The organism is Chryseobacterium sp. FH1 (assembly GCF_000735135.1).
Taxonomy (GTDB): domain Bacteria; phylum Bacteroidota; class Bacteroidia; order Flavobacteriales; family Weeksellaceae; genus Epilithonimonas.
Genome location: NZ_JPLZ01000006.1, coordinates 1,910,961 through 1,933,470 on the forward strand (window position 1 = coordinate 1,910,961; position 22,510 = coordinate 1,933,470).

The following is a 22,510-nucleotide window of genomic DNA, read 5'->3' on the forward strand; positions in this document are numbered from 1 at the left end:
AAAAAATTTTAGCGAATTTACGGAAAATTATTGAAAGCATAATATGACAAAAAGCAACTCTTGGAGTTGCTTTTCAAAAATTTAATATTGAGAAGTTTACTTTATCTGCTTGTAGCTTTCAATCAGTCGGATAAATTCTGAACGGTAACCATCTTCATCGTTGGATTTTCCTTGTTTCGCAAAATTGATGATTTTATCGAGGTCTTTGTCTTTGATGAATTCCGATTGTCTTAAAACCAAACCAAACCAAGCCACAGACGATGCAAATTTGAAATCTGACGAAGCATTATTCAATTGATTTTTAGAATCTTTGATGGTCTGAATTAATTCTTTACTTACATCTTCATCCGGATTTTTGTAGCGGAATTTCACTGTTGCCAATTCGTCTCCAAATTCGTTTTTAGAATCACTCTTAGAATATTTCAAATCAACATCTTGCGGACTGAATTCAGAATCTGAACCAACTGGAATGACTTCATAAATCGCTGTCACCGTATGACCAATTCCCAATTCTCCAGCATCGATTTTGTCATTTTTAAAATCTTCATTTTTTAATTTCCTATTTTCATAACCAATTAATCGATAAGATTTTACGAACTTCGGATTAAACTCGATTTGAATCTTTACATCTTTCGCAATCGCATACATACTTCCGGCAAATTCTTTCCCAAGAAATTTATTCGATTCCTGCATATTATCAATGTAAGCGTAATTTCCGTTGCCTTTGTCAGCCAGCATTTCCAGACGATTGTCTTTGTAATTTCCCATTCCGAAACCAAGACAAGTGAGATAAATTCCAGATTTTCTCTTCTCCTCAATCAATTTTTGAAGTTCAGAATTATCGGAAACACCAACATTGAAATCGCCATCTGTCGCCAAAATCACACGGTTGTTTCCTTTTTTAACTAAGTTTTCCTGCGCTAATTTATAAGCCAATTCAATTCCTTGACCGCCGGCTGTACTTCCGCCAGCGCTTAGATTTTCCAAAGCTGTCAGGATTTTCTCTTTATTTTTAGCAGACGTCGGCTCCAAAACTACGCCTGCACTTCCTGCATAAGTGACGATTGCGACCTTGTCCTGCGGACGCAATTTTTCCAACAAGATTTTGAATGAAGTTTTCAGCAACGGCAATTTATTCTGCTCATTCATAGAACCGGAAACATCAATTAGGAAAACCAAATTGGAAGCTGGTAATTCTTTATCATTCAAAGTTTTACCTTGCAAACCGATTTTCAACAGCTTATGTTTTGGATTCCAAGACGAATCGTTGTATTCCGTATTGATGGAAAATGGCTGATTGCTTTTTGGCTGAGGATAATCGTACTTGAAATAATTAATCATTTCCTCGATTCTTACGGCATTTTTATCCACTTTCTGTCCGTTGTTTATCATTCGTCGAACATTGGAATATGACGCATTATCTACATCAATTGAAAATGTCGAAAGTGGATTGGCTTTTGCGGATTCGAATTGATTTTCCTTCCATTCATCGTAAGATTCTTGATTTTGAACAGGTTGTGGATTATTAAGCAAATCAATTTCTTTTTTGGACAAACCTTTAGTTTTTATGACAACTATTCCATTTGCTCCCCTAGTTCCATAAAGTGCAGTGGCAGAAGCATCTTTCAGAATTTCCAACTTATCAATTTTATTAGGATTGATATTACCTAAATCCGCATTCTCATAAGGAATTCCATCAATAACATATAAGGGTTGATTGTTTGAAGTTAAAGAACCAATTCCACGAATTGTTATATTATTTTGATTCTGAAGCTTGATTTTCGGGGCTGTCATATAATAATCGCTAGAAGAAATGTTTGGAGAATTATAATAAGGATTTCCATATGCCCCAGAAATTATTTTTGGAGAACTGCCCGGAACTCCTTTATCTGTTAAGATTTGAACACCTGCAACTTGCCCTTGTAAAGCATTAAGAACATTCGCATTTGGACGATTCTCAATTTGATTTGAAGAAATTTGGTTAATAGAACTACTAAGCTCTTTCTTTTTTGCTTTTCCATAACCAACAACTACAACGCTTTCAATATCTTTCTGACTTTGCTGAGATGCCATATTATCTATCATTTCTTGCTCAACTTTAATTCTTTTATTATCAACAATTGATTTAGGCTCAGCTTTGATTTCATTAACTTCATACTGAACTGTCGGAGCAATTGCATCAGCCCCAGGAGAAGAATTTTGATAAATCATTGGCGGAGCAACAATCGCACTTGGAGCTATTGGAGCTGATGTAGAAATTCCATCTTCCGTTCTTACAATATGGTAAGCAATAATCTCTTTTGCATCCGTAGGTTTAATAGGAGTTTTTGACAAATTCTCTTCAAAAGTTGTATTAATTTCCTCAACTTTTTTCGGCGTTTCTATTTGATTAGGATTGATAGGTTTTCCGTAATCGTTTGATGCGATTTGAGGTTCAATTTTCAAATCTTTATCATTCACAAAATATAATACGCCAAAGGTCAAAGCCAAACCAGCAACCATTCCGTAAGGCAACCAAAGTGGAATGATTCTTTTCTTTTGTTCTTTTTTATCTAATTTTTCTTCAACGTTTTGCCACACTTTTTCGAAATTTGGGAAAGTTGGTTTTTCTTCCGCTGATTTTCCGGCTTCGCTGAACATTTTATCGATATCTTGATTTTCCATTTTTTTAAACTTTAAGAATTAATTGTTTGAAGTTTCACCAGTTCCTGCAATTTCTTGCGAGCGAAATTCACCTGAGATTTGGACGTACCTTCCGATATAGAAAGCATTTGCGCAATCTCTTTGTGCGGATAACCTTCCATCGCAAACAGATTGAAAATCGTACGGCAACCTTCGGGGAGAAAATTGAGAAGTGATAAAATTCCTCTTTCCTCCGAAACATTTTCCGGTTCAGCTTCTGCTAAATCCACAAAATTTTCTTCAATCGAAATCGAAAACGGCTGTTTCTTGCGAAGTTTCTGAAGACATTGATTCACGACTATTTTCTTTGCCCAAGCGTCGAAAACCTGCAATTCCTTCAATTGGTCAAGCTTTGTGAAAATCAGATAGAAAGAATCTGCCAAAACTTCCTCTGCGTCTTCGTCGTTTTTCAGGTAACGTTTGCAGGTCGCGAAGAACCGGCCTGCATATTCTTCATAAAGTTTCCGCTGTGCGTTGCGGTCTTTATTTTTGCATCTTATGTATAATTCGTGTTCCATATTCTGGCGTTTATAAGGAAAGATGCAAGAGTTTAAAAAAGGTTGGAAATATTTTTGAAAATTTAAGAAAATAATTTAATAATCTGGTTTTATAATTAATTTTATAGAGATGATTCAGCAAATTCTTTTATCATTCTATTTCTCTCGAGCAAAAATCCTTTGAGATAATTTGTCAGAATGATCTGATTGAATATTTTACCAAGAATTTCAAAAGGTGATTCGAATTCAAAAATATCAGTCATCAAAGTCTCATCGTCTTTTTGTTTAAAGATATGTTGATGTTTCATCGATTTGAAAACGCCTTTCACCATTACATCGGTAAACATTATTGGACTTTCCATTTGTGTGATTTTCGTTGTAAGCGTTTGATAAAATCCTAAATGTTTGGCTCGCCAAGTTACCGTTTCGCCTAGTTCTATCAATCCGCTCATTTTTCCGGCGATTGCTTTTTCGTTGGTTATAGCGGTTGACTCTTGGTGAAAATCTATATTTCGGGATAAGTCAAAAACTTTTTGAATATCAGCATTAATCAATGCTTCCAAATATATTTTAGGCATTTTTTAATTTTTAAAGATTGAGAAAATCGGCTCGTGTTCTTTTATTATTTCTGAAAATAAAGAACATTATGATTTTAAATATTAGATTTTTCATAATTTTCAATGTTTTGTTTTATGTCATATATGTAAATCACAGATAAAATTGGAGCATAAAAGAAAGCGATGTAAAGCATTAGATAAAATATTACTCCCAATTGATTTAAGACAATATTTTTTCCTTGTAAAAAAATAGTAAGCAGGAAATTTATCCAGACAGGAATCAAAAGGAATCCATATATTTTGTATGATTTCGACTTTTTATAATTGAGAAATATCCTTATGAAAAAACTGAAAATTTGAAATCCTCCCACGATATAATAAAAATAGAAAATCTGATTTACAAAATCTGTAGTTATGTACTCGACAATCAAGTAGCTAATCATTAAAATGAATATAAATGTTTGAATATAAAAATCGATTTTAAAAAATGTTTTCATAGTATTGTAATTTTTATATTTTCAGTAATTTTTGAAACTTTATCTAAAATAAAAAAGGAAAATGAATTCCTTTCTATTTCAGTAAATTGGTGATTTTCCCAACCAACCAATGGTCGTCGCTTTTTATAGCCAAGTCCATAATATTGTTGATTTTATTGGTTACGTTTCCAAAATCATCCATCAGTTTGATGAATTCTTTGGCTTCATCGGAATCATCGTCCACATTTTTCAGTTCTTCCAAAAAAGCTACAACTGGTTCTATTTCACGTTTCCTGCGTTCTTTTGTAATCTGTTTGAAGAGAAACCAAACATCTTTTTCAGCGATGAAATATTCCTTCCTATCCCCTTTCACAAATTCTTTTTTTACAATTCCCCAATCCATCAACGCCCTTAGGTTCATATTCGCATTGCCTCGTGAGATTTGCAAAAGCGCCATCACTTCATCCGTTGACAATGGTTTTCCTTCTGCCAAAAGCAAAGCGTGAACCTGCGCCATCGTTCGGTTGATGCCCCAGCTTGTGGCAAAAGTTCCCCAAGTTTGGATGTATTTTTCTTTGGCTTCGTCGAGTTTCATTTTTGTACAGATTGATTTCTTGTACAAATATAATTAATATTTTTGAATTTTCAATAATTTTTGAAAATATAATAATTTAAATTCTGATAAAATTTGGAATAAATTTGTGTTTTTGTGAATCTTAAATTTAGAAAAAATTATTGAAGTTTTAAAAGAAAAAAAGCAACTCCGGAGTATTGCTTTTGAGAAGATTTAGAATCTAGTTGCTGATGATTTGTTTAAATTTAATTTAGATCTGAATAATTCCATCAATTTTTCATAACTCAAATTTTACTTATTGTAAGTTTAAATTTTCTTTATTCATTTATCTAATAGCGTATTACTTCATTTTAAATTATAAATTTAATTATAACTTAATCATCAGTAATGGTTTATTTTGGTAAATTTGTTTTAAACTAACACCATGAAATATACATTAATAAAACGAAATAAGAGTTTCAGAGCAAATTCGCATTTTCTTTTTATAAAATGGATGCGACAGACAGATCTTCAATATTGGGAAAACAATCAAGATTTTATGGAAGGCTATGCTTATAGAAAATTGATGTTTGAAAAGATTGAGATACGCGCCGAGAACGAAAATGTTTTTATTGAAGATTTACAAAAAAACAAACTTTTGAAACTTGATTGTTCTAAAAGATTTTTAGATTTATTTTTTTATAAAATCGGGAAAAAATAGTCTTTAGAATGGTTAAAATGGAAATCCGCTTTCAAAAACTGAGAGCGGATTTTTAATTTTATTTAACAGGAATTAATGTAAAATTCGCAAACTTGATGCTGAAAAGTCTAAAATCTCATCCGTTTTTCCGTTTTTAATTTTTGTCAGCCATTGTGGATCACTCAACAATGCTCTTCCTACAGCAACGAGATCAAATTCCTGACGATCCAATCTTTTAAGCAGTTCTGAAATATCAGATTTCGCAGAGTTTTCGCCTGCAAATGCGCCCATAAAATCGCTGTTTAGTCCAACAGACCCAACAGTGATTGTCGGTTGACCTGTGATTTTCTTTGCCCAACCTGCAAAATTCAAATCAGAACCCTCAAATTCTGGTTCCCAAAAACGACGTTGAGAACAATGGAAAATATCGATTCCTGCTTCTTTCATTGGTAGAAGCCATTCTTCCATTTCTGCTGGCGTACTAGCTAATCTGCTATTATAATCCTGCTGTTTCCATTGCGAAAGACGGATGATAATAGTGAAATCCTCTCCAACCGCACTCCTGATTGCTTTGATGATATCTACCGCAAAGCGACTTCTCTCTTTCAATGTTTTTCCTCCGTATTCATCGGTTCTTGTGTTGGTGACCTCCCAGAAAAATTGGTCAATCAAATAACCGTGCGCTCCGTGAATTTCCAAACAGTCAAAACCTAGATCTTTAGCGGATTTTGCTGATGCGGCAAATTGAGCAATTGTATCATGAATATCTTCCAATGACATGGTTGAGGCTTTTTCCATCTCCATAGCTGGATAATCTGGAGAACTTCTTGTGTCACCAACGTGCCAAATCTGTGGACCCATTTTTCCGCCATTTTCGTGAACTGCATCTATGACGTTTTTCCAACCATTCAAAGCTTCTGTTCCATAGAAATCAGGAATATTCTGAATGTTTTTGGATGCTGGTCTTTTGATAACTGTTCCTTCAGAAAGAATAAGGCCAACTTCAGATGATGCTCTCCTGGCGTAATAGTCTGCGATTTGTTGCGTTGGAACGCCGTTGTCAGATTGTGCTCTCGTCATTGGCGCCATCACAACTCTATTTTTCAGGTGAAGATTTTTGTAAGTGAAAGGGCTAAATAATGCTTCTGTATCCATTTTTTCTTATTATATTCAATTGCTTTTTTACAATTGTTACACAAAGTAACTAATAATAGTTTGTTTTTGTGCAATTATCAAAAAAATACTGGTAACTTTGTTGTAACCAATGATGGTAACTTGGAAGTAACAATATGAGACAACAGAAAATATTGCAATGTGGCTGTTCTTTGGGAAAAGCAATGTCTGCACTGGGAAGCAAATGGAAACCTATTATCGTGATGGTCATCAACAATCGTAAATTAAGATTTGGCGAAATTGCAGTTCGCATCTCTGTCATTTCCAGAAAAGTTTTGACGGACCAACTGAAAGAAATGGAAATGGATGGTTTGCTTACAAGACAGGAATTCAAAGAACTGCCTCCCAGAGTTGAATATCAGCTGACGGAAAAAGGTTTGGCGCTGTTACCTATTCTTAATCTTTTGGAAGAATGGGAAGCAAAATATGACCTTAAAGAATCATTAGAGCAAGCTTAAATAAAAACCCGCCTTCATTGTTTGAAAACGGGTTCGTATATTTTAAAAATTATCATTATTAATAGATCGCTGGATATTTCTGAGGATTGATTTCCGTAAACATCGCATAGATTTTCTCCACCATATCATCAGAAGACGGCTTGCTAAAGTAATCTCCATCACTGGCAAAAGCTGGTCTGTGATTTTCCGCAGAAATCGTCAACGGCTCCGAATCCAAATATTTGAAAGCTTTTTGTTTCTCTAATATCTGCTGAAGAATAAACGCCGAAGTTCCACCTTCCACATCTTCATCGATTACGACCAATCGATTGGTTTTCTTCACACTTTTCGCAATTTCATTAGTCAAATCAAAAGGAATCAACGACTGAACATCAATCACTTCCGCAGAAATTCCTAATTTTTCTAATTCATTCGCCGCTTCAGAAACAATTCTCCAAGTAGAACCATAAGTTACCAAAGTAACATGTTTACCTTCCTTTGTCACTTCTATTTTTCCGACTGGAATCGTGAATTCTCCTAAGTTATCCGGTTGTTTTTCTTTCAATCTGTAACCGTTCAAACATTCTACAATTACGGCTGGTTCGTCACTTTGAAGCATTGTGTTGTAAAAACCTGCCGCTTTCATTAGACTTCTTGGAACCAGAATATTAATTCCTTTTGATAGGTTAAGGATTCCAGCCATTGGCGAACCAGAGTGCCAAACGCCTTCCAATCTGTGTCCACGGGTTCTAATGATAACAGGTGCTTTTTGACCACCTTTTGTTCTGTATTGAACCGTTGCCAAATCATCGCTCATGCCTTGCAAACAGTACAAAATATAATCTAAATATTGAATCTCAGCAATCGGTTTCAGACCTCGCATCGCCATACCGATGCCTTGTCCCAGGATTGTTGCCTCACGAATTCCTGTGTCAGCGATTCTTACCTCGCCATATTTTTCCTGAAGTCCTTCCAGACCTTGATTTACATCGCCGATATTTCCTGCATCTTCACCGAAAACCAAAGCTTGCGGATATTTTGCAAAGATTTTATCGAAGTTATTTCGCACCACAACTCTACCATCTACTTCTTCCGAAGCATCAGAATAGACTGGTTTGATTTCTTTTACATTAGTTGCTTTCCACTCAGATTGAGAATACAAATGCGACGAATAATTATCTTTCTCAATTTTGAGTATTTCTTCGTATTTCGATTTCAAAGCAGTTCTTTCAGCGGAGTTTTGAGCTCTTGTAAATAATAGAGATTGTCTTACCAAATGGAAAATATCTCGCTTGCTTTTAGAAATGATTTTATTAAAGTTTTCAATTAATTGAGCAACTTCAATGTTTTGATTTTTAATGGATTCTACAAATGGCAAAACTTCATTTTTTAAATCTGATATTGTGTTTTGATAAGATTCCCAAGCTTTTTTCTGACCGTCTTTCACCAATTTCTTAGATTCAGAATCGATCGCATCCAACTCTTCTACTGAAGCCAAATATTCTTCATTTCCTTCAATCTCGATGCTGTAATCCAAAATCCATTCACGGAATTTCAACATTCCGTCAAACTCAGATTCCCATTTCAGACGCTCTTCGTTTTTGTAACGCTCGTGCGAACCAGAAGTTGAATGTCCTTGTGGTTGCGTCACTTCCGTCACGTGAATCACCACTGGAACACTTTCATATCTTGCGTAATGCTCAGCTTTCGCGTAAGCTTCCATCAACGCCGGATAATCCCAAGCTTTTACCTGAATGATTTCGCAACCTTGTTTTTCGTCCGCTTTTCTTTGGAAACCGGAAAGCATTTCGGAAATATCTGCTTTCGCTCTTTGATTTTGAGTTGGAACCGAAATCCCGTAACCATCATCCCAAATCGAAACAATCATCGGAACTTGCAAAGCACAAGCCGCGTTCAAAGTTTCCCAAAAATGACCTTCAGCTGTGGAAGCGTCGCCAATGGTTCCGAAAGCAACTTCGTTTCCGTCTTTTGAAAATTTCTCAGAACCTTCGAATTTTACTGATTTATAAACTTTAGAAGCCTGAGCCAATCCCAATAATCTTGGCATTTGTCCAGCGGTTGGCGAAATGTCAGATGAAATATTTTTCTGTTCAGTTAGATTTTTCCAGCTTCCGTCTGCGTTCAAACTTCTTGTGGCGTAATGGCCGTTCATTTGTCTTCCGGCAGATGCTGGTTCTCTTTCCACGCTGGTGTCAGCGTACAATTGCGCAAAGAAACTTTCCACAGAAACCGCATCGATGGCCAACGCAAAAGTCTGGTCACGATAATAACCGGAACGGAAATCACCGTTTCTAAAAACCTTCGCCATTGCCAATTGTGGCAACTCTTTCCCATCTCCGAAAATCCCAAATTTTGCTTTACCAGTCAGAACTTCGCGCCTTCCCAAGTAGGACATTTCGCGGGAAATCCTACCTAAACGATAGTCTTCCAAAATGCTGTTTTTAAAATCCTGAAATGAGATTTGCTGAGTTTCTATGTAGGTTGTTTGCATAACTTTGAATTTTGACAAATATAAAATTTTTTACTGAAATTTTTATTGATTTGATATTTCGTAAAAATAAGATAATTTTATAAAGTATAAAAATTCATCAATTATATTTTTTCCACAGAATTAATGAATATTTTTGAATCATCAATTTGAGCCAATGAAAAAAACCGCACCACACATTCTGAATGCTTCCACTAATCTTTTGGGATTTTGTTTGGTCATCATCACTTCTTTGAAAATTACGAAGTTCAGCCATCATTCTTATTTGGATGAATTTACCGTTGGCGCGATTTTCTGTTTGATGGTGAGTTGCACTTTATCTTTCCTTGCCATCAGAACAGACAAGGAAAAGCTGTCGGACAAATTAGAGAATATTGCGGATGTTCTTTTCTTTGTAGCTTTGATTTGTATTTCGTTGGCGGTTTGTATTGTGAGTGTTGATGTGGTTTGATGGAATGATTGTGTTTTGTTCAAACTTAAATAAATTGGAAAAGGCAGCTTTGAGTTTTTTATATGTCTTCGAGAGCCTCAGACTGACAGCTTACACTAAAATGACTTTTGAGAATGTATTTGCAAAACTCAGAATGCAATCGTATTTCATAACTTTTTAATTAATATGAATACTTTTATTAATAAACAAATGTCAGTCTGAGGTTCTCGAAGACAAATAAAAACTTAAAAATCTTCAGATTTTTTCCTTTTAACAGTTTTGTTCATTCGGAATGTTTTCTTGAAAGTTTGGTCGACGAATCAACCAACCTTCACCGTCTCCAAAGCCTTGGGCAGAAAGCTATTCGGGAAAATCTGTCTCGCTTCATCTGTCATTACGCTTAGGTCGCTGTAACGGTTGGAGAAATGTCCTAAAATCAATTTTCCAACTTGTGCTTTTTTGGCAATCGTCGCGGCTTCCAAAGCTGTGGAATGTCCGGTGTAATCGGCCATTTCTTTCAGATTATTCAGGAAAGTGGATTCGTGGTAGAGAACATCGACGTTTTCTATGATTGGGATGATGTCTTCTTTGTATTTGGTGTCACTGCAAAATGCGTACGAAACCGAAGGTTGCGGGTCGGTTGTCAAAGAAGCATTGTCGATGACGTTTCCATCTTCTGAAACGAAGTCTTTTCCTAAACGCAGATTCTGGAAATCGCAAATCTCAATTTCTTTGTGTTTGGAGATTTCTTTCATATTCAGGTGGCGTTCTTTTGGTTTTTCTTTGAAGAGATAACCATTGCAATAAATCCTGTGATTGAGCGGAATGGTGAAGACCTCTACCCTTTTGTCTTCGTAGATTTTTACTGATTCTTTGCCTTCCAGTTCGTGATAGATGACCTCAAAACCTTTGTACGTTTCCGTGATTTCGAAAATTGTGTCCATCATTTTTTTGATGCCTTTTGGACCGTAGATATTCAGTGGGGTTTTTCTTCCAAGAAGTCGGAAAGAGGCAACCAAGCCCGGCAAACCAAAACAATGGTCGCCGTGAAGATGGGAAATGAAAATATGATTGATTTTGGAAAACCGCACTTTTGCTTTTCGCATTTGAACCTGAGTTCCTTCGCCACAATCGATGAGAAAATGACGTTCTTCCATTTCCAAAAACTGAGAAGTTGGAGAGGAATTGATGGTTGGAATTGCGGAATTGAATCCCAAAATGGTAAGATATGTACTCAATTTTCTTGGTTGTATTGAAAATTAAAAGGGTAAATATACGAAAACATCATAAAAATTACAAAAGACCCCCTTTGGAATTGAGGAATTCTAAGAATTTTTTCAAAGCTTCACTTCTGTGGCTGATTTTGTTTTTTTCTTCCGGCAACATTTGCGCAAAGGTCATATTATGGTCGTCCGGAATGAAAATCGGGTCGTAACCGAATCCATCTTCGCCAAAAACTTCGGTCGTGATGTTTCCGTAAACTCTGCCTTCGAAGTAATGTTCGCCATCGTTGTCTTTGAAACATAGAACGGTGATGAAATAGGCGCGACGGTTTGGTTCATCCTTCAGTTCTTCCAAAACTTTCTCGATGTTCTTTTTGAAATTGTGGTTTCCGGCGTAACGTGCGGAATAAATCCCAGGTCGTCCGTCCAAGGCTTCCACAACCAATCCGCTGTCGTCGCCAACACTTCCCTTTCCGGTTTTCTCGAAGCAGTATTTTGCTTTGATGAGGGCGTTTTCCTGGAAGGTGTTTCCGTCCTCGATGATTTCGTCGTTCAGGTTGTAATCTGTGAGTGATGTCACGATGAATTCTGGTCCGAGGATTTGTTGGATTTCTTCTTTTTTGTGTAAGTTATGTGTGGCGATTAGGATTTCCATATGTTGTTATAAATGATAGTTGATAAGTGATAAATGATTATGATTTAATTTTTGAAAGTTCGAAACTTTGACAAAGCTTGAATGAATGACAAATGTTGAACTTTGCGAAGCGCAACCCGGCTTGAGCGGAAATCCTTTTTTGTGGCTGGAAAAGCGAGGGCAAAAAGATTGGGAGCGGAAGACGGATAAGTTGCCATAATTTTAATCTTTATAAATAATATTCTTGTGGATGGCGAAAAAATAAAATGGAATTGCGAAAATTACCACGCCAGCGACAAGAAGAAGTTCTTTGTTTACGTTGAATAATCCGGAATAAGTTTCTGAATCCGAGTACATCATCATCAATGCGGACAGTAAGTTATTGAAGGCGTGCAACAATATCGGCATCAGCAGAGATTTCGTTTTGTAGTACACCAAACCTAATACCAAACCGAGCAAAAATGCGCCCGCAAATTGCCACGGATTGAAATGGACGGCGCCAAAAATCAAGGCGGAGACGATAATCGCGGTGACTGGAGCGACTTTGTTGTTTATCATCCCTTTCATTATGATGCCTCGGAAAAGGATTTCTTCAAGAATTGGTGCGAGGATGACGGTCATAATGACCAGTGCGACCGGGTCTTTGAGGAGTTTTGCGAATTCTTTGGTGTAGAGTTCGTAAATCGGGCCGAGAATTCCGCCTTCTGTTGGGATAAGTTGCGTGGTGTAATCTGCGACGAGCATCATCCCGAACATCATTGGGAATATCAATAGATAAACCCGAAATGGCTTGGTGGAAAAGTCGAAATTGAGTTTCTTTTTTTCTTTTCTAACGACTAGAAGGTCGAAGAATAAAACGGGCGTGAGCATTGTCGCGCAATACATAAAGATGTTGAAACCGCCGGATTCGCTGATATCCTGGTCGAATAACGCCGATAATCCCAAACCGATGGCGTAAGCGAATGATTGCCCGATGAAAAGTCCGACCACGAGTATGATTCCGATGAAAAAATCGACTTTGTAATTTTGTTCCTGCATTTATTTAAGTTCTTTGAGATAGACCAACGGTTCTGACTGGAAAGTTACGTCTTCTGGATGAAAAATCTTGAAATAATCTCTCAAAACCACGTCGCAACGGACAACGCCACTTTCGAAATAGTCGTTGGCCTGGTCTTTTTCGCGGTTGTTTATCATATATAATTTCCCGGAATTGAAAACGTCCATTTTTGAATAATTTGGATTGAGAGTCAGCAGTTCCTTTTTGTTTTTGTGCGGACTGATGTTAATCCAAAAATTAGCTTGTTTTGATTTGATGAAAACTTCCTCGAAACTTAGTGGAATTGAGGTGGATTCTTTGTTGTCTTTCAGGATGTAATTTCCGCCGGCATCGTTAATCAATTTGGCTACGAAGGAATTTCCGCCTGGCAGAAACCATTGGCTTCCATACATTTCGTTGCAGAGAACCAAGGAATTTGATTTTGAATTTTTGCTTAAGGTTTGGATTTTCTTGTAATTGTCTTCAATGTTTTGATAGGCTTTTTCCGCTTCTTTTTCTTTTCCGAAAAGCCTTCCGAAGAGCAAAAGGTATTTTGATTTTTCTAATGGATTTTGTTCCATAAAATCGTCGAGAAAAATGAGTTCGATGCCGTTGTTTTTTAGAACTTCGTACGTGTTGGCAAAGTTGGGAACGTAATTGGTGAAAATGACATCCGGTTTGTTGGAAAGGATTTTTTCGATGTCGTATTTTTGTTCGTTTCCGATGTTCAGGATTTTGTTTTCGTTAATTAATTGGTGGATTTTTTCTGAGAAAATATATTCCGGACTGGAGACGCCAGTGATTTTATTTTCTAAATTAAGTTCAGAAAAGAAGCCAATCAAGCTAGAATTTAGCAACATTGCTTTTTTGAAAGGCAGATTTTTGCTCGAAATTACATTTTTGAATTTTCCGGAGGTCAAAGTAAGGTTGCCAGAATTTTCAATATAATTCACTCGTGATGAGATGGTTATATTGTCATTTGATTTTTGAACATTTTCTTTTTTGCAGGAAATTGAAAAAAGAAATAAAATTAGTAGTAAAAAAATGCGTTTCATCTTCCAAAGAAAGCAAAAAAGTACTATATTTGCAAACCTTTAAACAAGGCCTCGTGGCGCAACTGAATAGCGCATCTGATTACGGCTCAGAAGGTTACAGGTTTGAATCCTGTCGAGGTCACAAGACCGACATTTGAAGTTTTTTCACTTCTTTGTCGGTTTTTTTTATTTCCTAACTCCTTGTTAATCAAAGCAATATTGCCAGCTAAACTGTTGATTTTTGTGGTTTGAAAATACTCGCCGTCGAATGTTAACTTTTCAGGATATATCAAACCAACAATTGCACGTTTGTCAATTGTACTTGCGTTATTATATCTTTCAGAGATGTTGACAATGGCATTTAATGCTTGACTCATCTTTTTTTCAATATCATCTGTATGGCGAGAATTTTTTAATGAATTTAATTTAAAGTTGATATCTTCAATTTCCGCTTTATACTTCATTTTGATCCTTTTAAAATCTTCTTCATCCAATTTATCTTCAAGATACATATCTCTCGCTTTGTCAATTCTACCTTCAATAGCATTAAGTTTACTCTGCAAAACCTTTCTCTCATCATTTAGACCATTTGAAACTATTGAAAAGTTCTGTTCCAATATTGTTTTCAATATTTTCTCAGCCCCGATGCTGAATCTAAATTTTGATAGTTCTTCAACAAAAAGATCATTAACTATATCAGAATTATGCCTGAAACCACATGAGGTTGTGCAATGGTAATAATAGTAATGTTTGCTCCTTCCCTTAGCACTACTAGCAGTTAGTGTTTTATTGCATTTCGGGCACAATAGTAATCCCCTCAAAGGATAACGTTCTTCATTTATTATTCTTCCTGCCGGTAAGAAAGCATCCTGATTGCTTTTACGATGGAGAACTATTTGAACTTTCGTGAATAGTTCTTCAGAAATCAGTGCCTCATGTTTGCCTTCAACAATTTTTTCCTCCTCATCGTTATATGCTTTTAGCAATAATTTTCCGCAGTAAACTATATTTCTCAAACCCTCCATGAATGAATTTTTCGTCAGTTTTCTTCCTTCTCTCTTGTTCATTTCTCTTAGAACAACTGCTGTAGGTAGATGTCCTTTCGCAACCTGCTTGAAGGCCCATATCATATTTGTAGCTTCAGGCTCTTGAACCGCTACATATTTACGGCCGTCTTCTGTACATCTGTTGATATAACCGTATGGAGCGATACCCATCATTCTACCCTCTTTAATCGCTCTTCTCATCCCATACGTCACATTCAATGCCCTCCTGTCGTTTTCTACCTCTGGCGTTGATAAATATATGGCTAACAAAAGTTTATTTTCGGGTACACGTAGATCTAATGGTTGTTCAATAGCCTGAGGTGTTATACACAATTTATTTAGGTTGGATATCATCTGATAAGCCTCACTGGTATTACGGCTAAATCGATCCCATTTTGTAAAAAATAAGAACTTGTTCTGTTTAGAACCTCTTCCTTTTCTAATATTGAAAAGGTATCTTTTCCATTCTGGCCTTTCAAAAGTCTTAGCAGAATGATCTTCATAAATAATTTTGTCAATTGTTATGTTCAGAGAAGCACAATGCTTGCGTAAACGCTCCTCCTGATCACGCTGTGAATACCCTTTATCTGCTTGTTCGTCAGTTGACACGCGAATATATAGATCAGCAACTTTCATAAGTTTTTATTTAAAAGTGGAATAATTGAATTCTTACAATAATAGAATATTGTACGATTTAAATACTTTATAATCACTAAAGTACGAATTAATCTTCAGGTGATAAAAACTCCTTGATAGTAATTTTAACCACTGTATGAAAAAATAGTAGAATTTCAGCAGCTTCCTCATCTGAAACCATAGTTCCTGAATCCTTCAGCATTTTTATAGCGACATTTAATGGCAATTCCTGAAATTTCATAACCGACTCCAGCTCAAATTTATTTGAGTTTTCAGTAGTCGGATATTTTATTGTTTCCCTCTTAGCCATTGTTTATTTCTACAAGAAATCTTTTAAACTCGGTTTAAACTTACTACTAACATTGATGATTTATTATTTTAAGAAACAGAATTGTCGGTAGTATTGTTGAATAAAAATCTATAATATTTTTGAATAAAACGATATGAATTTGGTTCGGGAGACTATTCAAGAGTAATCTGGATTATTACAAATAGATAAACACTAATTATGGACTAAAAAGTTTTTATTTAGGCACATACGTGTAAGACGAATTTTGCTGTAATCGTCTATTTAAGGTTAAGAGTAAGTAAAAAAGTATTTCAGGAGCTGACAAGTCATATTTATCCCAAAAAGATTAGGAAACACTATATTTTCTAATCTTTTAGTGGACAGCCAGAACCTCATCATCAAAATCTTTGCACTTAATCTGCTATGCAATTGATTGTTTTTGGTTTGCCCTGACTATAATTAATCATCATAGGAAAAACCAAAAATTACTGAAACATAGCTCACTTCTATCGCCTTTTACCTGGATATGAATTTTCATAATTTTCCTCTTCTCTCATCAAATCTGAATAAATTGATAAATTTTCAGGTTTTTGAGATGTAAAAGAAGCTTCCATATCTAATTTGAAGATTATTTTGTTTTCGGCTGCTCGTTCTGATTTGAAGTCAGTCTTAAAATTGTTGGAATGATTCTGTTTTTCAATTTTATATTTTGCTATAAGATTCTCTTTCGTTTCGGGTAGTTTCTCCAACTCTTTATCCAATTCCGCAATCTTATCTTCGGTAGTTTTGGTTTGATATTCAATTTGAGTAACATCTATTCCTTTCTGAGCTAAATTTTCAATTACCTCTTGTACTTGAGCTTTATGAAGGTCAATTGTTTTTTGATAAGATAGTAATTCTTTTTTCCAATAGTCAGCATTTGAATCATCAGTGATGCTAAGGTTTTCCTTCAGATTAATTTTGTGATTGTCGGAAACAAAACAAGCTGCAGAAACGGCTTCTACAACTTGATCATTATTCAGTTTTTGCCCTTTGTATTTTGAAATAAGAGCATCTAATTCTGCATTATTTGTCGAATTCTCACTTACCTCGGAAAGTCCTCCATTTTGATTCTTGTTTTCAGAAATTCCATACAACTGACGAACGTCTTTGATATTTTTACGATGAAATTCTGAAAGAATTTTCCTTGTTATTGCATTTCCTGTTCTGTCCCCGCTCAGGCATAGAAACATTTTGCCATCATACTTCTTGTATCCATTGAGGAACTTTTTGCTATTTGAATCGGAATTAAGGGTAATAAGTGTTCTATTATTGATTTGTTTATTCAATTGAAGAAGTTGTAAGAATGATGACATATCCTCACTGCTCATGAAAACGATAAGTTCCTTTTTATTTCCTTCAATTACAGAAATGTCATCATTTATCTCATTAAAAAAATTCTTCATCTCTCACTTTTTTCTGTTTTCTATGAAGTGGTTAAATTCAAAAATTTCTTTAGCTTGATTGTCCCAACTCTTTCTCGGTATTAATTGAAGAGTTACAAAAATGTCAGTCTTCTTATTGTAAGAATCAATCCTTTCAAGCCTTCCATGATAATCATTTTCTGCGTGTTTGTACATGGAATATGGCAAAATGGTATCCGTTTGGTAAATATAAAACCGGGTGTAAATCCAAGGTGAATTAATTTCAAATCTTTTATATTTTTTCTTAAACAAAACGGTATCTCTAAGATTTTTTCGATTTCGGTAATTGGGAATTTTTTCCTTCGAAAATAATGTTCCTCCTATTTTGTTTTCAACCAGAATAGGTACTTGCTTTTTTGTGATATCGGACAGAATGATTCGGCCTGGATTTTCATTTTCAATAGTATAGCATAATGAATCTTTGATGTAGTGAATCTGCTGGGTTATTTCTGGAACATCAACATCAGGAATTCTTTCTATAATAGAGTCTCCGGAATAATTAAGGCTTGACAAATGAAAACTTTGAATTTTGTCTAGGTTTTTGGAAGCATCGAAATAGACATTCGAAACAACATCAATTCCGCCTTTGTCCGATTTGATTTTCTTGTGACAAGAATTGCTTATAAAAAGAAAAAACAGGATTGGTAATATTAAAAGCTTTTTCATAAAATAGAGTTTAAAAAAGCGGCAGTCTACGTAATTGTGACTTGCCGCTAGTAAATAAATAATTGGTTGAAAGACTATCTATCGTTTAATGCTCTGCTCTTTCACGCTATTTTTTTCATGCTTGTCATATTGTTCCAGACCTTCCAAAGGCTTATTGGTATTGATCCTAACCATATCCTGGTCGTATAGATTCAGGTTTTTGTATTGCGGATTCAGAACAGCCTTTCCTTCTATAACCTTATTGTCCAGTTCAAATTTAACTTTGACGATGTTCCCTTTTTCCAAAGATTTTATGGTGCTGTCTCTATACTCGGGCTTATCAAAAGTGAGATTTGATTTTTCTACGATCTGATCAGTATCAACGCCATAATTTTTGTAAAAATTCTGGAAATTATAATTTCCTTTTTCAGTTTTTGGCTCTTCAAAATTAAGCTTCACAAAGGCAGGTTCTACTTGCTCTGTCTTTGGATTGGTGAATTCTATTTTCACAGTGCGACCTTCCAAAAGATTGACCGCTTCTTTAGCAGTGAATGTATTTTCCTTGTTAATATAAAATTGATGCGAGATGCTTTCATTTTTTTCATTTTTAAGAGTTGCATTATAAGAATTTAGAAAAACACCTCCACTTTCCGTTTTGTTGAATTTTAAAGTAAAATCAACTTTGTTTTCGGGCAGAGCTTTGTCAGATGTGGTTTTAATTTCAAACTCTTGTTTTGTAGATTTAATTCCCTTTTCCAAATCTTTGTGAAGCTTGTCACCCTCTCCGAAACCGAGGTATTTCATTTGGTCTTTTAGGTATTGTAACTGATTGAATTCTTTTTGTGTTTCCATAATGTGTGGGTTTTGATTGTTACTATTTATTTCGATAATTGTTGATATTGGAATTACCTTCTAAACTTTCTTGATTTCTCCAGTTCTTCATCTTGTTCCTGATCATCATCTCTTCTTTGATTGGCATCCTGATAAACATCCGGGTCGTTCACATTCAGCTGAATGTCGGAATCATCTGCTTTGGAGATTTGTTTATGGTTCATCGATATATTGTTTACTGTATCGATCTCTCTGGAAACGATGCTGAGATCATTCGTTATCTCCTTCGCTATTTCAGGATACTGGTCTATCTTGTCCAAAAGATAACTTTTCAGTTTCAGCAATTCATTTTTATAACGATTCAGCTCTTTTGTATCCTTTTTATCAGCAATGATGGCAGTAAGCTCCGTAGCGTTTCTTATGAAGTCGAACTCAACAACTTTGCTGGTTTCTTTGTCGAAAATGAAAGCTTTTTTTTCAAGAGAAAACTCCGGCGACAGCTTGGCAGAGACCCTATGAATATCGGTATATACAACTCTCTTTTTACTATTTTTTAGTACTTCCGGCAAGTTTTTGTCTCGTTCTAAATAGATGACCTTCAGTTGAGTATTATTATCCGTAAGCTGAAAAGTTGCCCTGTTTTTGTCGTTGTCCGCCACAATGGTGTATCCCTTCAGAAATTTCTGAATATCATCTGCATTCAGCTTTTTAGAGAATGACAGATCTTCATTGATAATTCCGTATTTTTTTAATTCGTCTGTTGGTAAAGTATTAGTATTCATAATGGTTTGCTATTAAATTATTTACTTTGATAAGGTCATTTAAAAAGTGAGAAGGGTTGATGCTTTGCCCGAATTCTTTTACCGAAAAATGCAAATGTGGACCTGTGGAGTTTCCTGAGTTTCCACTTTTTCCAATGATAAAGCCTGCTTTTACTTTTTCTCCTGCCCGATAATATATTTCTGAGAGGTGTAGGTAAGAGGTTTCAAAACGGTCAAAATGTTTTACTTTTATAAAATTTCCACCGCCTTTAGAATCCCAGCCTTTTTCAGTAACTATTCCGTCCAAAACGGAATACACGTTTTCGAAACTGGCTTTAAGGTCGATCCCATTGTGCTTCTTTTTTGTTCCGAAAATAGGATGCGTTCTTGTTCCATAGGAAGATGTAACTGTTATTTTGTTTTTAAGAGGCATCACAATTTTTGAAAAAAAATCTTTCGGCTCATCAACAAAATCATACGTAACAGAAAAATTTTGGTTTTTTGATGTTTTCCCTGTTTCTCCTGCTCTATTCTGTGCTTGCAGCATTAAAGAATCATTCGGTTTTTTAAACTCATTTTTTCGCACTTCTTTTGCACTACTATATTCTTTGATCAACATTTTCAAAGAATCGATTTGACTCGATAACCACTTCGTCGAACCTTTTGTTTCATATTTTAAATCTGATTTTGTGGTGATATTTAAAACTTGTTTCCAGGATTTTTTAACCTTCTCTTTCTGTAATTGCTCTTCGATATTAGATTTTTCTAATACTTTTGGTTTTTCAGATTTCTTCGGGACTGTTGGTGTAAGTGTGTTGAATTGCGAAAAGCAAAAGCAACTGTAAAACAGCACCGCCAATGTAAATGTGTATTTTAGTTTTTTCATTTTATGCAGCTTTTATATTTTCATTCACAATCAGTTCTACTTCTTTATTGATTTTTCTAAAGTTGGTCATCAGCACCTCTTCTTTGCGGTTAACCCCTTTTTTATCTACGAAAGAATAATATGATGGTATTTTCACATAGTTGCTTTCTTCATCTTGAATGGCTTTCAGATCCAAATTGATTTTACCGCTAATAGCAGAAGTTTTATATTCCTCAGCATCATTTTCTTCGCCCTGTGCGATCATTCCAACCATTTCTCCCGTTTTCAAGGCTGCTATTTTACCTGCCGGAATCATATTATCCATCTTTTCATTAATGCTTGTAGTCGTTCCTTGCTGTGAAATTGATTGTGAGTATGATTTTTGTTTAATTTTTCCGAAGAGTTTTTCCAACCAGTCGAGTGTATTTTTGTCTCTTGCAGATCCGGAAAGAATATTGCCTACAATGGCAGAAATCGTATCAGCAACTTCTTTTTTGTAGAACTGTCTGAGCTGCGGAATTTCCTGAAGTCCAAGCATTACAGCAACTTTATTACTTCTTGCAGTAGCTACGATGTTATCAATTTTATGAATATAAATCGTCGGAAATTCGTCTGCGATAATTCCTCCAGGTAAATTTTTTTTGGAATTGATCAATCTTAAAGTCCTGTTTAATACCGAAGAATACAATGCAGAATTAATATCTTGTGTTCCCGGGTCTGATGCCAGAATAATTATGGAAGGGTTGTCTCTGTCGGTTATCTTCAATTCCACTTCATCTCGTGAAAACACCCAGAAACTCTCCTTTGTTGCCAATCGGGAAAGGAAAATTTTCAAGGTTCCGATTTGACCTTCCAATTGGTCAAAAGCTTTGTTGTCATAGGCCGTCTTGAAGGGTGAAAGCAAAGAGAAAATTTCTTCATTGGTAAAAAGCGTGTCGAAAATCTCTTTATAGCTTCTATTCATAAATGAAAGAATATGAGGCAGATCAGAATATTTTCCATTTTCGAATGTTGCAAAAAAATAAATGCAGGACGAAAGAAAATTGATCGCTGATTGGGTAAAGAAAGCTTCAGAACCACCTCCAGAACTGGAACCTCCTTTTTGCAAAGATGAAACCATCGATTCTGCCATTTCCTGGGCTTCTGCTAAAGTTTGGATGTACTTTTTGTGAAATGGATTTACTCTTTTTGATTTTTCAACCTCGTTCAGATTAATGACGTGGAAATTGTAATCGTAATCGGATTCTTTGCTTTTTTTCAACAAATAATGGTAGTACGCAATCTGTGCTAGATCGGGAAATTTAAAATCGTAGATGCAGAGACAAAAACCTTTGGCTATCATCTGTCTTATCGCAGGATTTATGACCCCAAAGGATTTTCCGCTTCCTGGAGTTCCGATAACTATTGTTCCTCTAAAAGGATTGATGTTCATCCATCCCTTATTAATTTTGTTTTTGTAACGAAACAAATATGGGATATTGATGGTCGTATCTGATGTTAACAACTCTTGATTTTGGTCGAAAGATTCTTCCTCTACATTCCATCGGTCTTTTCCCATTTTCTGCTGCATTAGCTTTGAAATACTGTCTGCGCCCATTTGAAGAATAACGGCTCCTAAAAAAGAAAGACTCGCATAAATGACCTGATAGAGATTGAAGCCGGGAAATACCTTTGGAATCTTTGCATTTCCAGCCTCATTTTGCCATACCAATGAAGAGAAAATCAGCAGCAATCCTAAAATCATAGGGACGATAATTTCTGTACTAATATTGAGATCTTTCTTTTTCTTTGCCTTTGTTCCGATTGCCACTAATCCTATCAAAATCAATGTGGCAAATTTGGCATTGACAGGTGGGTAAATAAATCTCAGCTTTGAAAAGTTCTTCAACAAGTTGGACACTACCGGAATATCGGAATTAAGGTAAAAAAGCGAGGTACAATCTAATGCGACGACCGCATACACTGCTTTTTGTAGGAAGCCATAAATCTTTATTTGATGCTGTTGTTCTTGCATTTTGTTCTTATTTTTATTT

At 35.4% G+C, this 22,510-nt stretch carries 21 protein-coding genes and 1 tRNA gene; 4 read left to right on the forward strand and 18 right to left on the reverse strand.

Annotated features, from left to right (window positions below; genetic code table 11):
- Positions 1–96: 96 nt before the first annotated feature.
- The 4 genes from IO90_RS15605 to IO90_RS15625 all read right to left on the reverse strand — a co-directional run bounded on the left by IO90_RS15605 (position 97) and on the right by IO90_RS15625 (position 4,807).
- A complete protein-coding gene (locus IO90_RS15605; RefSeq protein WP_034968545.1) occupies positions 97–2,664 on the reverse strand; it encodes a vWA domain-containing protein in 2,568 nt (855 codons plus the stop codon).
- A gap of 11 nt (positions 2,665–2,675) precedes the next feature.
- A complete protein-coding gene (locus IO90_RS15610; protein ID WP_034968548.1) occupies positions 2,676–3,200 on the reverse strand; it encodes an RNA polymerase sigma factor in 525 nt (174 codons plus the stop codon).
- 101 nt (positions 3,201–3,301) lie between these two features.
- On the reverse strand, positions 3,302–3,757 hold the full coding sequence (locus IO90_RS15615; RefSeq protein WP_034968552.1) for an SRPBCC family protein: 456 nt from the start codon (positions 3,755–3,757) through the stop codon (positions 3,302–3,304).
- A 549-nt stretch (positions 3,758–4,306) separates the two neighbouring features.
- The gene (locus tag IO90_RS15625) at positions 4,307–4,807 is read right to left on the reverse strand and encodes a GbsR/MarR family transcriptional regulator (protein WP_034968560.1); all 501 of its coding nucleotides are present in this window, start codon (positions 4,805–4,807) and stop codon (positions 4,307–4,309) included.
- Positions 4,808–5,210: 403 nt separating this feature from the next.
- Here IO90_RS15625 and IO90_RS15630 point away from each other — a divergent pair, with 403 nt between their 5' ends.
- Positions 5,211–5,486, forward strand: coding sequence for a hypothetical protein (locus IO90_RS15630; protein ID WP_131450901.1), 276 nt, complete (start codon positions 5,211–5,213; stop codon positions 5,484–5,486).
- Between the two features lie 72 nt (positions 5,487–5,558).
- On the opposite strand, the gene IO90_RS15635 is transcribed toward IO90_RS15630, so the two are convergent.
- A complete protein-coding gene (locus tag IO90_RS15635; RefSeq protein ID WP_034968566.1) occupies positions 5,559–6,620 on the reverse strand; it encodes an NADH:flavin oxidoreductase in 1,062 nt (353 codons plus the stop codon).
- A gap of 134 nt (positions 6,621–6,754) precedes the next feature.
- Here IO90_RS15635 and IO90_RS15640 point away from each other — a divergent pair, with 134 nt between their 5' ends.
- Positions 6,755–7,096, forward strand: a complete 342-nt coding sequence (locus IO90_RS15640) for a winged helix-turn-helix transcriptional regulator (RefSeq protein ID WP_034968569.1) — start codon at positions 6,755–6,757, stop codon at positions 7,094–7,096.
- Positions 7,097–7,154: 58 nt separating this feature from the next.
- On the opposite strand, the gene IO90_RS15645 is transcribed toward IO90_RS15640, so the two are convergent.
- On the reverse strand, positions 7,155–9,587 hold the full coding sequence (locus tag IO90_RS15645; protein ID WP_034968571.1) for a thiamine pyrophosphate-dependent enzyme: 2,433 nt from the start codon (positions 9,585–9,587) through the stop codon (positions 7,155–7,157).
- A 154-nt stretch (positions 9,588–9,741) separates the two neighbouring features.
- Between IO90_RS15645 and IO90_RS15650 the strand changes: the two genes are divergently transcribed.
- Entirely contained in the window at positions 9,742–10,035 is a 294-nt protein-coding gene (locus IO90_RS15650) for a hypothetical protein (protein WP_034968574.1), read from the forward strand.
- 299 nt (positions 10,036–10,334) lie between these two features.
- On the opposite strand, the gene IO90_RS15655 is transcribed toward IO90_RS15650, so the two are convergent.
- The 4 genes from IO90_RS15655 to IO90_RS15670 all read right to left on the reverse strand — a co-directional run bounded on the left by IO90_RS15655 (position 10,335) and on the right by IO90_RS15670 (position 13,860).
- Positions 10,335–11,252 (reverse strand): ribonuclease Z, encoded by a 918-nt coding sequence (locus IO90_RS15655; protein ID WP_034968577.1) that lies wholly within the window; start codon positions 11,250–11,252, stop codon positions 10,335–10,337.
- Positions 11,253–11,307: 55 nt separating this feature from the next.
- On the reverse strand, positions 11,308–11,892 hold the full coding sequence (gene rdgB / locus IO90_RS15660; RefSeq protein WP_034968579.1) for an RdgB/HAM1 family non-canonical purine NTP pyrophosphatase: 585 nt from the start codon (positions 11,890–11,892) through the stop codon (positions 11,308–11,310).
- A 201-nt stretch (positions 11,893–12,093) separates the two neighbouring features.
- Complete coding sequence (locus tag IO90_RS15665; RefSeq protein WP_034968582.1) at positions 12,094–12,909, reverse strand: CPBP family intramembrane glutamic endopeptidase; 816 nt, start codon at positions 12,907–12,909, stop codon at positions 12,094–12,096.
- Positions 12,910–13,860 (reverse strand): ABC transporter substrate-binding protein, encoded by a 951-nt coding sequence (locus tag IO90_RS15670; protein ID WP_228374696.1) that lies wholly within the window; start codon positions 13,858–13,860, stop codon positions 12,910–12,912. It lies immediately after the preceding gene.
- Positions 13,861–14,009: 149 nt separating this feature from the next.
- On the opposite strand from IO90_RS15670, the gene IO90_RS15675 reads away from it, so the two are divergent.
- Positions 14,010–14,083 (forward strand) — tRNA-Arg (locus IO90_RS15675).
- Here IO90_RS15675 and IO90_RS18720 read toward each other — a convergent pair.
- The 8 genes from IO90_RS18720 to IO90_RS15710 form a co-directional block, all read right to left on the reverse strand.
- Positions 14,049–15,623: a recombinase family protein gene (locus tag IO90_RS18720; RefSeq protein ID WP_076768786.1), complete on the reverse strand. Its 1,575-nt coding sequence runs from the start codon at positions 15,621–15,623 to the stop codon at positions 14,049–14,051. The genes IO90_RS15675 and IO90_RS18720 overlap by 35 nt on opposite strands.
- 88 nt (positions 15,624–15,711) lie before the next feature.
- Positions 15,712–15,933 carry a hypothetical protein gene (locus IO90_RS15680; RefSeq protein WP_034968589.1) on the reverse strand — a complete coding sequence of 74 codons (222 nt, stop codon included), beginning with the start codon at positions 15,931–15,933 and terminating at the stop codon, positions 15,712–15,714.
- 485 nt (positions 15,934–16,418) lie between these two features.
- On the reverse strand, positions 16,419–17,357 hold the full coding sequence (locus IO90_RS15685) for a hypothetical protein (protein ID WP_034968593.1): 939 nt from the start codon (positions 17,355–17,357) through the stop codon (positions 16,419–16,421).
- A gap of 3 nt (positions 17,358–17,360) precedes the next feature.
- On the reverse strand, positions 17,361–18,041 hold the full coding sequence (locus tag IO90_RS15690) for a hypothetical protein (RefSeq protein ID WP_034968596.1): 681 nt from the start codon (positions 18,039–18,041) through the stop codon (positions 17,361–17,363).
- 78 nt (positions 18,042–18,119) lie between these two features.
- The gene (locus tag IO90_RS15695; RefSeq protein WP_051878770.1) at positions 18,120–18,872 is read right to left on the reverse strand and encodes a hypothetical protein; all 753 of its coding nucleotides are present in this window, start codon (positions 18,870–18,872) and stop codon (positions 18,120–18,122) included.
- A gap of 53 nt (positions 18,873–18,925) precedes the next feature.
- Entirely contained in the window at positions 18,926–19,633 is a 708-nt protein-coding gene (locus tag IO90_RS15700) for a hypothetical protein (protein WP_034968598.1), read from the reverse strand.
- Positions 19,623–20,498: a M23 family metallopeptidase gene (locus IO90_RS15705; protein WP_034968600.1), complete on the reverse strand. Its 876-nt coding sequence runs from the start codon at positions 20,496–20,498 to the stop codon at positions 19,623–19,625. The genes IO90_RS15700 and IO90_RS15705 overlap by 11 nt, the downstream gene beginning before the upstream one ends.
- 1 nt (position 20,499) lies before the next feature.
- Positions 20,500–22,491, reverse strand: coding sequence for a type IV secretion system DNA-binding domain-containing protein (locus tag IO90_RS15710; protein ID WP_034968602.1), 1,992 nt, complete (start codon positions 22,489–22,491; stop codon positions 20,500–20,502).
- Positions 22,492–22,510 lie beyond the last annotated feature (19 nt).

Coding starts and splice junctions, on each gene's coding strand:
- IO90_RS15605 (WP_034968545.1), bottom strand. CDS start 2,664: ATGGAAAATCAAGATATCGATAAAATGTTCAGCGAAGCCGGAAAATCA.
- IO90_RS15610 (WP_034968548.1), bottom strand. CDS start 3,200: ATGGAACACGAATTATACATAAGATGCAAAAATAAAGACCGCAACGCA.
- IO90_RS15615 (WP_034968552.1), bottom strand. CDS start 3,757: ATGCCTAAAATATATTTGGAAGCATTGATTAATGCTGATATTCAAAAA.
- IO90_RS15625 (WP_034968560.1), bottom strand. CDS start 4,807: ATGAAACTCGACGAAGCCAAAGAAAAATACATCCAAACTTGGGGAACT.
- IO90_RS15630 (WP_131450901.1), top strand. CDS start 5,211: ATGAAATATACATTAATAAAACGAAATAAGAGTTTCAGAGCAAATTCG.
- IO90_RS15635 (WP_034968566.1), bottom strand. CDS start 6,620: ATGGATACAGAAGCATTATTTAGCCCTTTCACTTACAAAAATCTTCAC.
- IO90_RS15640 (WP_034968569.1), top strand. CDS start 6,755: ATGAGACAACAGAAAATATTGCAATGTGGCTGTTCTTTGGGAAAAGCA.
- IO90_RS15645 (WP_034968571.1), bottom strand. CDS start 9,587: ATGCAAACAACCTACATAGAAACTCAGCAAATCTCATTTCAGGATTTT.
- IO90_RS15650 (WP_034968574.1), top strand. CDS start 9,742: ATGAAAAAAACCGCACCACACATTCTGAATGCTTCCACTAATCTTTTG.
- rdgB (WP_034968579.1), bottom strand. CDS start 11,892: ATGGAAATCCTAATCGCCACACATAACTTACACAAAAAAGAAGAAATC.
- IO90_RS15665 (WP_034968582.1), bottom strand. CDS start 12,909: ATGCAGGAACAAAATTACAAAGTCGATTTTTTCATCGGAATCATACTC.
- IO90_RS18720 (WP_076768786.1), bottom strand. CDS start 15,623: ATGAAAGTTGCTGATCTATATATTCGCGTGTCAACTGACGAACAAGCA.
- IO90_RS15680 (WP_034968589.1), bottom strand. CDS start 15,933: ATGGCTAAGAGGGAAACAATAAAATATCCGACTACTGAAAACTCAAAT.
- IO90_RS15685 (WP_034968593.1), bottom strand. CDS start 17,357: ATGAAGAATTTTTTTAATGAGATAAATGATGACATTTCTGTAATTGAA.
- IO90_RS15690 (WP_034968596.1), bottom strand. CDS start 18,041: ATGAAAAAGCTTTTAATATTACCAATCCTGTTTTTTCTTTTTATAAGC.
- IO90_RS15695 (WP_051878770.1), bottom strand. CDS start 18,872: ATGGAAACACAAAAAGAATTCAATCAGTTACAATACCTAAAAGACCAA.
- IO90_RS15700 (WP_034968598.1), bottom strand. CDS start 19,633: ATGAATACTAATACTTTACCAACAGACGAATTAAAAAAATACGGAATT.
- IO90_RS15705 (WP_034968600.1), bottom strand. CDS start 20,498: ATGAAAAAACTAAAATACACATTTACATTGGCGGTGCTGTTTTACAGT.
- IO90_RS15710 (WP_034968602.1), bottom strand. CDS start 22,491: ATGCAAGAACAACAGCATCAAATAAAGATTTATGGCTTCCTACAAAAA.